This is a genomic window from Intrasporangium zincisolvens, assembly GCF_034724055.1.
Classification (GTDB): domain Bacteria; phylum Actinomycetota; class Actinomycetes; order Actinomycetales; family Dermatophilaceae; genus Monashia; species Monashia zincisolvens.
In genome coordinates this window covers 84,377-96,377 of the sequence record NZ_JAWIIL010000006.1, presented here as the reverse complement: position 1 = coordinate 96,377, position 12,001 = coordinate 84,377, and the positions used below count along the sequence as shown (strand labels likewise).

Genomic DNA, 12,001 nt, shown 5'->3' with positions numbered 1-12,001 from the left:
CCTCGCGAGCACGACGACCCCGCCCACGGCCGGGCGGACGGAGGAGACGACCAGTGGCATCGACCGCATCGCCCGAGACCCCCACGGGCAACCCGCGCAACGTGCTCGTGACCGGGGGCAACCGCGGCATCGGCCTGTCGATCGCGCGGGCCTTCGTCGAGGCGGGCGACAACGTCGTCATCACCTACCGCTCCGGCGAGCCGCCGGAGGGGCTGCGCGGCGTCGTCTGCGAGGTCACCGAGACCGCGTCGGTCGACCGGGCGTTCACCGCGGCCGAGGAGATCCTCGGGGGTCCGGTAGAGGTGCTCGTCGCCAACGCGGGCATCACCCGCGACACCCTGCTCATGCGGATGAGCGACGAGGAGTTCGACTCCGTCATCGACACCAACCTGGCCGGCGCCTTCCGGTGTGCGCGTCGTGCCGCCACGGGCATGATCCGCAAGCGCAAGGGCCGCATCGTCCTCATCAGCAGCGTCGTCGGCCTCTACGGCTCGCCGGGCCAGACCAACTACGCCGCGTCGAAGTCGGGCCTCGTCGGCCTCGCCCGTTCGATCACCCGCGAGCTCGGCGGCCGCGGCATCACGGCCAACGTCGTCGCCCCCGGCTTCATCGAGACCGAGATGACGGCCGTGCTGCCCGAGGACCAGAAGAAGGCCTACCTCGCCGGCATCCCCGCCGGGCGCTTCGCGACGCCCGAGGAGGTCGCGTCCGTCGTGCGCTTCGTCGCGAGCGAGGACGCGGGCTACATCTCCGGCGCCGTCATTCCCGTCGACGGCGGCCTCGGCATGGGCCACTGAGCGGTCGCTGACACGACGCCCGTCCGGGCTCTGAACCTCCTCCCCGAAACCACAGAAAGTCGCAGGCATGGGAATCCTCGAAGGCAAGAAGCTGCTCGTCACCGGCGTCCTCATGGACAGCTCGATCGCGTTCCACGTCGCGAAGATCGCCCAGGAGGAGGGTGCGCAGGTCGTGCTCACCTCCTTCGGCCGGACGATGAAGATCACCCAGACGATCGCCCGACGCCTGCCCGAGACGCCGCCGGTCATCGAGCTCGACGTCGCCGAGCAGGACCACCTCGACACCCTCGCCGACCGTCTTCGCGAGCACGTCGACGGCCTCGACGGCGTCCTGCACTCCATCGGCTTCGCGCCCCAGGGCGCCTTCAACTTCATGGAGGGCACGTGGGAGGACGTGTCGACGGCCCTGCAGATCTCGGCCTACAGCCTCAAGTCGCTCGCCGCCGCGTCCCTGCCGCTCATGGCCGACGGCGGCAGCGTCGTCGGGCTCACCTTCGACGCCAAGTTCGCCTGGCCGGTCTACGACTGGATGGGCGTGGCCAAGGCCGCGTTCGAGTCGACGAACCGCTACCTGGCCCGCGACCTCGGCCCGAAGAACGTGCGCTGCAACCTCGTGGCCGCCGGCCCGATCCGCACGACGGCTGCCAAGTCGATCCCCGGTTTCGAACAGTTCGAGCGGGTCTGGGACGAGCGCGCCCCCCTCGGCTGGGACGTCAACGACGCCGTGCCCGCGGCCAAGGCGTGCGCGGCCCTGCTCTCGGACTGGTTCCCGGCCACGACGGGCGAGATCGTCCACGTCGACGGCGGCGTCCACGCGATGGGGCAGTGACGAGCCGAGACCGGCCCGGCACCCGAGCGACCCGCTGCGCCCGTCGCTAGAGTCCTGCCATGCCTGACGCCGCGACCCCTGCCGCGACCGCCACCGATAGCGCCAAGGGCGTGCACGTCGAGGAGGTGCGTGTCCTCGACGGACCGAACCTCTACTTCGCGCGACCCGCGATCAAGGTCAGCCTCCACCTGCCCGGCTACCTCGGGCTCAAACGCCCCCAGGCCGAGGCGCTCGCGTCGAGGCTGGGGCTGCGGTCGGCGCGGCCCGGCAAGCGCGGCACGGCGCTGCGCCAGCGGTTCGTCATGCGGGTCATCCGCACGGTGACCCGACGCGTCGGCGCGGAGATCGGCGTCGGTCGCCTCGGTGTCCGGGTCCGCGCCGGCGGTGCCGTCGAGGACGCCGTGCTCGCCTTCCCGTGGGCGCACCGCACGCGGGGCCAGGTGGCGGGGGAGCAGATCGCCGCCGTGCTCGGGCAGCTGCTCGACGCGTCGCGGCGCCCGGACGAGGTGATCGGCGCCGCCGCTGAGGCGATCCTCGCCGCGGCCGACGGACCCGGCCCGAGCGTCATCACGCCCAGCGTTCCCGTGGCCTCGGTCACCGGCACCAACGGCAAGACGACGACGACGCGTCTCATGGCGCACATGTGCATGACCGCGGGCCTCACGACGGCGTGGAGCTCGACGGACGGCGTCGTCGTCATGGGCGAGACCAAGGAGGCCGGCGACTTCTCCGGCCCGGCCGGGGCACGCGGCGTGCTCGAGACGCCCGGTCTGCAGATGGGCATCCTCGAGACGGCACGCGGTGGCATGCTGCTGCGCGGCATGGGCGTGACGACCAACGACGTCAGCGTCGTCACGAACGTCAGCGCCGACCACCTGGGGCTGCAGGGCATCGACACCCTCGACCAGCTGGCCGAGGTCAAGGCCATCGTCACCACCGTGACCAAGCCGGAGGGGTGGTGTGTCCTCAACGGCGACGACCCGCGCGTCTGGGCGATGCGCCGTGGCAGCCGCGCCAAGCCGTGGGCCTTCAGCCTCGACCCCGACTCGCCGGCCCTGTGGGAGGCGGTCAACGCCGGAGGGCGCGGCATCACGGTGCTCGGGGGTGAGATCGTCGTCCTGTCGCCGAACGGCGACCCGGACCGCCTCGTCAAGGTCACCGACGTGCCGATGACGCTGAGCGGCCTGTCGCGCAACAACATCGCCAACGCGTTGGCCGGTGCGGCCGCGGCCCTCGGGCTCGGCGTGCCGCGGTCGGCGGTCGTGGAGGGCCTGCGCACCTTCGCGCCCGACCCCGAGCACAACTGGGGCCGGATGAACACGTACTCGGTGCCGCTCGAGAAGGGCGGCCGGGCCACGGTCATCATGGACATGGCGCACAACGAGGCCGGCCTCGAGGCGCTGCTCGAGGTGGCGCACGGGCTTGTCGCTCCCGGCGGAGCGGTCCGCGTCGGCCTCGGCTGTGCGGGCGACCGCACCGACGACGCCATCGAGGCGATGGGCGAGATCGCCGGCCGCGGCGCCGACGACGTCGTGCTCAAGATCGCCCGGCGCTACCTCCGGGGCCGTGAGCCGGAGAACCTGCTCGGCCTCTTCCGGGACGGCCTGGCGCGCGTCGGCGTGCTCGACGTGCCCTCGCACGACACCGAGCTGGGCGCCCTCGAGCAGCTCGTGGCGCAGGCCAACGCCGGCGACGTCGTCGCGCTCATGTGCCACGCCGAGCGGTCCGAGGTGGATGCCTGGCTGCGCGAGCACGGCGGCACCGTCGACGACGCCCGCGCGATCCGCCGCAAGGTCGTGGCCGCCCGTGGCGAGCACGAGCTGGAGACCGAGATCGCCGCCCTCTGGGAGTCCGACGACGCCGACACCCGCATCGCGTCGGCACGGACCCTGCTGGACGAGCACCCCGGCGATGCCCGTCTCGAGTTCGAGCTCGCCGGAACCATGGACTCTGCTGGCGACGAGCACGGCGCGATCCCGCTGTACGAGAAGGCGATCCGGGGTGGGCTGCCCGAACCGCACCGGCACCGCGCGCAGCTGCAGCTGGCCTCGAGCCTGCGCGTCGTGGGACGGCCGGAGGAGGCCGACGCGGTCCTGGCCGACGTCCTCGAGACGCGTCCGCACAGCACGGCGGCCCTGCTGTTCCGCGCGCTCGTGCGGACCGACCTGGGCCGGGAGCGTGAGGCCGTCGCCGACCTCGTGCGGGCGACGCTCGACGCGACGACCGACGTCGACGCGCAGTCCTACCGCCGCGCCCTGCGCGCCTACGCCGACGACCTCGAGTCCTCCGAGCGGGACGCCACCTCCCCGGACGCCTGACACTGCGGTCCAGCACCTCCGCCGGGGCTGAGTTGGCGCGTCCGTCGGGGACGCCCGGGGCCTGCGAACTGCGCCCGGGCTGAGTTGGCGCACCCCGGCTGGAACCGCGCCGTGGCGCGGTTCCAGCGGAGCGGGGTCGGTCAGACGGCGGTGTCGTCGGCCTGGTCGACGGTGCTGCCGGTGGACGCCTCGCCCGTCGCCTCGCCGGGGATCGCGCCGAGCGCCTCCTCCTCGGCCTCGGTGCCCTCGGCCTCCGCGGTCTCGGTCAGCGTGCTCGGGTCGAGGTCGGGGTCGCTCGTGGCCGCTCCCGGGGCACCGAGACGGGCGCCGGCCTGGGCCGACTTGGTGCGCTCCTCGAGCTCGGCGACGACCCGGGCGTGGTTGTCGACGCACATGACGACGACGTCGCCGGGGTTGGTGCGCCCGAGCACGTGCCGGGTGGCCTCGAGCTCGTCGAGGACGATCTCGACCTGGCGGCACCGCGCGCCGTCGGCGATGGCCTTGCGCGCCCCCTCGGCGACGAGCTGGGCGGCCTCGCCGGGGCGGCGGCCGCGCAGCCGGGCGTCCTCACGGACGACGAGGACGTCGAAGTGGTGCGCGGCGACCTCGCCGAGCTCGCGGATGTCGTCGTCCCGTCGGTCGCCCGCAGCACCGATCATGCCGATGCGCGAGACCCGGGACAGGTCGGCCTGACCGCGCTTCTGCTCGGCGTACCGGTCGACGAACGTGCCGAGCTCCTTCATCCCCGCCGCGTTGTGGCAGTAGTCCACGAACACGTCGGCGTTGCCCACCTGCACGAGGTTGAGGCGTCCGGGGGACAGGTAGTAGGTCGTGGCGAAGGTGCGCAGGCCCTGGCGGATGTCGTGCAGCGGGGCGCCGGCCGCGAAGGCCGCACCGGCCGCGGCGAGGGCGTTGGCGACGTTGAAGCGGGCCGCACCCCCGAACGTCGAGGGCAGCAGGTGGGTCCACGCGAGCTGCATGCTGCGGCGTCCGTGCTTGATGACGATCATCTCGCCGCGCTCGCTCGGCTCGAGCACGATGGCCCGACCGCCCCGGCGGCAGTGGTCGTCGACGAGCTCGCGCACTTCGCTGCCGGGCTCGGACATCGTGAACCAGACGATGCCGCCCGAGCACCGGCGGCGCATGTTGCGCACGTGCGGGTCGTCGGCGTTGAGCACGGCGAACCCGTCGCGCGGCACGGCCTCGACGATGACCGCCTTGACGTCGGCGAGCTGACGCAGGGTGTCGATGCCCTTCATGCCGAGGTGGTCGGGGGCGATGTTGGTGACGACCGCGATGTCGTTGCGGTCGTAGCCCAGGCCTTCGCGCAGGATGCCGCCCCGGGCGACCTCCATGACGGCGAAGTCGACGCGCGGGTTCTGCAGCACCATCCGCGCCGACCGGGGGCCGGACGCGTCGGCCTTGATGACGAGGCGCTCGTCGATGACGACGCCGTCGGTCGAGGTCATGCCGACCTTGCGGCCCAGGCCCTTGAAGATGTGGGCGATCATCCGCGAGGTCGTCGTCTTGCCGTTCGTGCCGGTGACGGCGACGATCGGCACGCGCGAGGGCGTGCCCGGCGGGAAGAGGAGGTCGACGACCGGCTTGGCGATGAACTGCGGCTCGCCGACGGTCGGGTGGGTGTGCATCCGGAAGCCCGGCGCAGCGTTGACCTCGCAGATCGCGCCGCCGGTCTCGCGCACCGGGTAGGTGATGTCCGGGCAGATGAAGTCGATGCCGGCGACGTCCAGGCCGACGATGCGCGCGGCCTCCTCGGCGATCTCGACGTTGTCGGGGTGCGCGTCGAAGGTGCGGTCGATGGAGATGCCGCCGGTCGACATGTTGCCGGTGAGGGCGAGCTTGACCAACTCACCCTCCGGCGGGACGGAGTCGAGCGAGTGGCCTTGGGACGCAAGGACGTCGAGCGCGTTGTCGTCGACGCGGATCTTCGTCAGGACCTTCTCGTGACCGACGCCGCGGCGGGGGTCGGCGTTGGTCGTGTCGACGAGCTCGGCGACCGTGTGCGTGCCGTCGCCGACGACGTGTGCCGGCACGCGCTCGGCGATGGCCTGCATGCGGCCACCGACGATGAGGCAGCGGTAGTCGCGGCCGGTGACGAACGACTCGACGATGATCGTGCCGCGACGAGACTCGGCCTTGGCGATCTCGTAGGCCTTCTCGACCTCCTCGTCGCTCATCAGGTTGAGGCACACGCCGCGCCCGTGGTTGCCGTCGAGCGGCTTGACGACGACGGGGAACCCGATGCGGCGGGCGGCCTCGACCGTGCCGCGCAGGGTGCGGACCGCCTCCTGCTTCGGCACGGGCAGGCCGGCCGAGCCGAGCAGCTTGGTCGTGAGGTCCTTGTCGCCGGCGATGTCGACGGCGAGCGCGCCCGTCTTCGACGTCATGGTGGCGCGGATCCGCTGCGCGTGCACGCCCTGGCCGAGCTGGACGAGCGAGCCGGTGTTGAGTCGGATGAACGGGATGTCGCGCGAGGCCGCCTCCTCGAGGATGGCCGAGGTGCTCGGCCCGAAGGCGACGCGCTCGGCCTGCCGGAGGAAGTCGTGGAAGGCGGTGTCGAAGTCGAAACCCTCCTCGGCCTGCACGAGGTGGTTGATGAGGCGGACGGCGAGGCGGCCTGCGGCGACACCGACGGTCTCGTCGGTGTACGCGTAGACGACGTCGTAGCGGCCCGGGTGGCCCTTGACGCCGCGGGTCTTGCCCCGGCGGGAGTCGTGCCCCGCGAGCGTCTGGAGCTGGAGCGCGACGTGCTCGGCGACGTGCCCGAGCCAGGTGCCCTCGTGGAGCCGCTCGATGAAACCGCCCTTGCGGCCGCGCGAGCACGAGTGGTTGTCCAGGCCCGGCACGGCCTCGATGAGCTGCTCGGTGAAGCCCGGCAGGGACACCGTCGGGTACTCCTCGAGGCTGCCGAGGTCGACGACGAGATGGACGGCCTGCTGGTAGGACCAGACGTTGGGCCCGCGGTAGATCCGCGTCTCGAGGATCGTCAGGTCGGGACGGGCGGGTCCGGTGGGGGTCGGGACCTCGACGGCCATCGCATTCCTCCTGGGGGTCGGGGGAGAGTCGGGGATCTCAGCGGACGGTGGAGCTGCCGTGGGTCGAGCGTGCCGCGCGGTCCTTGGCCGGCACGACGGCACCCTCGATGTCGGGGTGCCGCTCGACGAACGCCGTCAGCTCGACGTGCTCGAGGTCGAACGTACTGCCGGTCGGCAGCGAGTGCACCACCGCACCCGACACGAGCAGGGGCGCCCCGCGTCGGGCGTCGGGCGCGTCGGTGATGGCGTTGCGGGCGTCGACGACGAAGATGGAGCCCGCCCCGAGCACGGTGAGCCGGCGCCCGTCGCGGATCTCGGCGGCGGTGTTCTCGTCGATGCCGATGCCGAGCAGGTTGGGGGAGGCGGCCACCATCGACATGAGGCGTCCGTACCGGCCGCGCTGGTCGAAGTGCTGGTCGATGATGGCGTCCTCGACGAGCCCGAGGCCGGCCGAGATCTGGCTCGCGCGCTGACGCGGCGTGAGCCCTTCGTCGCCGAGGGAGATCATGAAGCGGCTGAGGATCGAGGCGCCCGCCGACGTCCCCGCCACGACGGCGCCCCGCTCGTAGGCGCGCACGACGGCGTCGCCGACGGGGGTGCCGACGACGTTCTGGGCGAGCTTGACCTGGCTGCCGCCGGTGAGGAAGACACCGGTGGCAGCGTCGAGCGCGGCCACCATGTCGGGCGAGCCGGCATCGCGACGCGTCTGCGGGTGCACGACGGACACGTCGCCGCCGCGCAGCCGGGTGAAGGCGTCGCGGTAGGACTCGGACACCTCGTCGGCGTACGACGACGCCGTGGGGATGACGACGATCCGCGACGAACGCCCACCGGCGAGGCGGACGAAACGCTTGAGCACCACCGAACGGCCGAGGCGGTCCTCGGCGCCGCCGATGACCAGCAGCGTCCGGCGTGTGCCGCCCCCCGAAGGCGAGGCAGGGTCGGGCGGCGGGATGCTCTGCATCGGCCCAGCCTAGTGACCGCCGTGCGGCACCGGCGGAGCCTGGGTCGGCGTGCCGTCGGAGAGGTCGGCGTCCTCGATCTCCTCGCGCGAGATGCCGAGCAGGTAGAGGACGGAGTCGAGGTAGGGCACGTTGACCGAGGTCTGGGCCTGTTCGCGCACAAGGGGTTTGGCGTTGAAGGCGACGCCGAGCCCCGCGATGTCGAGCATGTCGAGGTCGTTGGCGCCGTCGCCGATGGCCACGGTGCGGCTCAGCGGCAGGCCTTCGGCCTCGGCGAACTCGCGCAGCGCGCGCGCCTTGCCGGCGCGGTCGACGACCTCGCCGACGACGCGCCCCGTGAGGACCCCGTCCTCGATCTCGAGGCGGTTGGCCCGGGCGTGGTCGATGCCCAGCTCGTCGGCGAGCGCGCCGACGATCTCGATGAACCCGCCGCTGACGAGCCCGACGGTGAAGCCGAGCCGCTTGAGGGTGCGCACGAGCGTGCGCGCCCCCGGCGTCAGCACGACCGAGTCGCGCACCTCGCCGAGGACCGACTCGGGCAGGCCCGCGAGCGTGGCGACCCGGGCCCGCAGCGACTCCTCGAAGTCCAGCTCGCCCGCCATGGCGCGGGCCGTCACCTCGGCCACCTCGGCCTCACGGCCGCAGTGCGAGGCGAGCAGCTCGATGACCTCCTGCTGGATGAGCGTCGAGTCGACGTCGAGGACCACGAGGCGCCGCCCGCGACGGGCCAGGCCACCGGGTGCGACGGCGACGTCGATGCCCTCGCTCGCAGCCACGAGGGTCAGCTCGGTGCGCAGCGAGGGCACATCGGCGCCGGAGATGTCGAACTCGACGGTCGTCACCGGGTAGCGCGACAGGCGTCGGATGCGGTCGATGTTCGCGCCGTGCGCGGCGATGTGGGTCGTCACGAGCGACACGTCCTCGGCGCGCAGCGGGGCACCGAGGACGACGACGGCCGCGCGGCCCTGGCGGGAGCGGGGGTTGTCGCCGGAGCCCTCGACGACCGAGAGCGTCAGCCCGAGACGGTGCGCCGCGACGGCCGCGGCGTCGCGCAGCGGGTCCGCGTGGTCGCCCGCGCGCAGCAGGATCGTCAGGGTCAGGTGGCCCTGCACCGCGACCTGCTGGATGTCGAGCAGCTCGGCACCGACGCCGGAGAGGGCGCTGAGCAGCCCACCGGTGACACCGGGGCGGTCCTGGCCGGTCACCGTCACGCTGAGGGTGGCGCCGGTCGGGGGGATGGCATCGGGGATGCTCGCGTCGGTCACGTCGTCAGGCTAACGAGCGGTGCCGCCGGCGGGTCGGCGCCTTCCGGCATGCGGCCCGCACCTGCGGGCTCACCGGTCCGCGTTGACCTCGTCACGCCACTGCAGCAGGTCGCGGACGCGTCCGAGGTCGGGGTCGGCGGCCGCCACGCTCGCGGTGAACAGGCGCGTGCCGACGGCATGGAGCCGCGCCGCGTTGCCGGCGTAGTCGGCCCGTTGGTCGGGGTTGCGCCCGGGAACGAACGCGACGCCGGCCGAGCGCTCGATCTCGAGCGGGTCGCGCCCACGCCGCGCGCACCACGCGTCGAGCACACGGTGCTTGTGGGCGATCGCGTCGGCGTCGCCGAAGCCGTGCCAGATGTCGGCGTGCTCGGCCACGATGCGCAGCGTCTTCTTCTCACCACCGCCCCCGATGAGGATCGGGATGTCGCGGGTGGGCGGCGGGTTGAGGCGGGTCCAGCGGTCCCGGATGACCGGCAGGTCGCGAGCGAGGTCGTCGAGTCGGCTTCCGGCCGAGCCGAACTCGTAGCCGTACTCGTCGTAGTCGAGCTGGGCCCAGCCCGACCCGATGCCGAGCACGAGACGACCGTCGCTCATGTGGTCGACGGTCCGCGCCATGTCGGCCAGCAGGTTCGGGTTGCGGTAGCTGTTGCACGTGACGAGGGCGCCGATCTCGACGCGCTCGGTCGAGACCGCCCAGGCGCCGAGCATCGTCCAGCACTCGAAGTGCATTCCGCCTCGGTCGCCGCTGAGCGGGAAGAAGTGGTCCCAGCTGAGGAGGATGTCGACGCCCATCTCCTCGAGCGTCGCTGCTGTGCGGCGGATCTGCTCCCACGTCGCGTGCTGCGGCGGGATCTGGATGCCGACGCGTGCCGGGCGCGGGTCGGCGGCGCTGCGGGGCGTGCTCACGTCGGGCTGGGCGCTCATGGGTCCTCCGTGGACGACGACGGGTGGCGATGGGTGGCGACCGGCTGGTGGCGAGGGCAGGCAGGTGCCCGCGGGCGCGGCCCCATCCTCGCACCGGGCACCTCAGGGCCTCAGAGCACGTGGTTGAGCAGCTCGCGGTCGTGGACGAACCCGACGCGCTCGTAGAGCGCCACCGCGCGGGGGCTCGAGTGGACGGTCACGTGCTCGACGCCGAGCTCGTGGGCGAGGTCGAGCAGGGCCGTGACGAGCCGGCCCCCGACGCCGTCCCCACGGCGGTCCGGCGCCACCCACACCGACTGCACGTCGGCGCAGGTCCGCCGATGCCGTTCGGCCGTCGGTACGCGGGGAGTCACGGCGAGGAAGCCGAAGGCGAGGACCGCGCCGTCCACGGCGTCGACCCCGACGAGGCCGTGGTGGCTTGCCGAGTGCGCCTCGGACCAGTCGCGGAACCACTCGGCGAAGGCCTGCCGGGTCGTGCCGGTCTCGGCGCCCGCCCCGGTGGCGTCGTCCCAGCGCAGCCCGCCCACCTCGAGGAGGTGAGCGGGGGAGGCCAGCACGATCCGGACCGTCAACGGGTGACGACCTGCCCCTTGCCGACGACGACGATGCCGGTCTCGGTGACGTGGAAGCCTCGGGCGCGGTCGTGCTCGTGGTCGATGCCGATCTGGCAGCCCTCCGGTATGACGACGTTCTTGTCGATGATGGCCCGGCGGATCTGCGCGTGCCGCCCGACCTCGACGCCGTCGAGGATGACCGAGCCCTGGATGCTCGCGTAGGAGTGCACGTGCACGAGCGGCGAGAGCACCGACGCGTAGACGTGCGCGCCCGAGACGACGACGCCGGGGGAGACGGCCGAGTTGAGCGCCTCGCCGATGCGGTCGCCGCTGCCGTGGACGAACTTCGCCGGCGGGTAGGGCGTGTGCTGGGTGTAGATCGGCCACTCGTAGTTGTAGAGGTTGAAGACCGGGTGGATCGAGACGAGGTCCATGTGGGCGTCGTAGTACGACTCGATGGTGCCGACGTCGCGCCAGTAGCCGCGGTCGCGGTCGGTCGAGCCGGGGACGTCGTTGTCCTTGAAGTCGTAGACGCCGGCCTCGCCGCGCCCGACGAAGTAGGGCACGATGTCGCCGCCCATGTCGTGGTTGCTCGCGTCGTTGTCGTGGTCGGCCGTGACGGCCTCTTCGAGCGCCGAGGCGGTGAAGACGTAGTTGCCCATCGAGGCGAGCACCTCGTGCTCGTTGTCGGGCAGGCCCTTCGGGTCCTTCGGCTTCTCGAGGAAGGCGGCGATCTTCTTCGGGTCGGCGTCGTCGACCTCGATGACACCGAACTGGTCGGCGAGCGAGATCGGCTGGCGGATGGCGGCGACGGTGCACGCGGCGCCCGACTCGATGTGCTGCTCGACCATCTCGCTGAAGTCCATGCGGTACACGTGGTCGGCGCCGACGACGACGACGATGTCGGGCCGCTCGTCGTGCATGAGGTTGAGGCTCTGGTAGATAGCGTCCGCGCTGCCGAGGTACCAGTTCTTGCCGACGCGCTGCTGGGCGGGGACCGTCGTGACGTAGTTGCCGAGGAGCGTCGACATGCGCCACGTCTTCGTCACGTGGGCGTCGAGGCTGTGCGACTTGTACTGGGTCAGGACGACGACCTGCAGGTAGCCGGAGTTGACGACGTTGGACAGGGCGAGGTCGATGAGGCGGTAGATGCCGGCGAACGGCACGGCTGGTTTGGCCCGGTCCGCCGTCAACGGCATCAATCGCTTGCCCTCACCTCCGGCGAGCACGATCGCGAGCACTTTCGGACCTGCGGCAGGGCTTCGTCGGGCCATGCCGCCACAGTAGGCCAGCGGC

Annotated in this window: 9 protein-coding genes; 3 read left to right on the top strand and 6 right to left on the bottom strand. The window is 72.3% G+C overall.

Annotated elements, in window-relative coordinates:
* Positions 1 to 53: 53 nt before the first annotated feature.
* From fabG to RY076_RS16430, 3 genes are all read left to right on the top strand, one after another.
* Positions 54 to 797 (top strand): beta-ketoacyl-ACP reductase, encoded by a 744-nt coding sequence (gene fabG / locus RY076_RS16440; protein ID WP_323099990.1) that lies wholly within the window; start codon positions 54 to 56, stop codon positions 795 to 797.
* Positions 798 to 864: 67 nt separating this feature from the next.
* The gene (gene fabI / locus RY076_RS16435; protein WP_323099988.1) at positions 865 to 1,626 is read left to right on the top strand and encodes an enoyl-ACP reductase FabI; all 762 of its coding nucleotides are present in this window, start codon (positions 865 to 867) and stop codon (positions 1,624 to 1,626) included.
* Positions 1,627 to 1,685: 59 nt separating this feature from the next.
* On the top strand, positions 1,686 to 3,944 hold the full coding sequence (locus RY076_RS16430) for a tetratricopeptide repeat protein (protein WP_323099987.1): 2,259 nt from the start codon (positions 1,686 to 1,688) through the stop codon (positions 3,942 to 3,944).
* A 140-nt stretch (positions 3,945 to 4,084) separates the two neighbouring features.
* On the opposite strand, the gene cphA is transcribed toward RY076_RS16430, so the two are convergent.
* The 6 genes from cphA to glgC form a co-directional block, all read right to left on the bottom strand.
* A complete protein-coding gene (gene cphA, locus RY076_RS16425) occupies positions 4,085 to 7,000 on the bottom strand; it encodes a cyanophycin synthetase (RefSeq protein ID WP_323099986.1) in 2,916 nt (971 codons plus the stop codon).
* A gap of 37 nt (positions 7,001 to 7,037) precedes the next feature.
* Positions 7,038 to 7,964, bottom strand: a complete 927-nt coding sequence (locus RY076_RS16420) for a cyanophycinase (RefSeq protein ID WP_323099985.1) — start codon at positions 7,962 to 7,964, stop codon at positions 7,038 to 7,040.
* A 9-nt stretch (positions 7,965 to 7,973) separates the two neighbouring features.
* Positions 7,974 to 9,227 (bottom strand): phosphoserine phosphatase SerB, encoded by a 1,254-nt coding sequence (gene serB / locus RY076_RS16415; protein ID WP_323099984.1) that lies wholly within the window; start codon positions 9,225 to 9,227, stop codon positions 7,974 to 7,976.
* A 69-nt stretch (positions 9,228 to 9,296) separates the two neighbouring features.
* Entirely contained in the window at positions 9,297 to 10,151 is an 855-nt protein-coding gene (locus RY076_RS16410) for an LLM class F420-dependent oxidoreductase (protein ID WP_323099983.1), read from the bottom strand.
* 110 nt (positions 10,152 to 10,261) lie between these two features.
* On the bottom strand, positions 10,262 to 10,708 hold the full coding sequence (locus tag RY076_RS16405; RefSeq protein WP_323099981.1) for a GNAT family N-acetyltransferase: 447 nt from the start codon (positions 10,706 to 10,708) through the stop codon (positions 10,262 to 10,264).
* Positions 10,709 to 10,719: 11 nt separating this feature from the next.
* A complete protein-coding gene (gene glgC / locus RY076_RS16400; RefSeq protein ID WP_323099980.1) occupies positions 10,720 to 11,979 on the bottom strand; it encodes a glucose-1-phosphate adenylyltransferase in 1,260 nt (419 codons plus the stop codon).
* Positions 11,980 to 12,001: the final 22 nt, after the last annotated feature.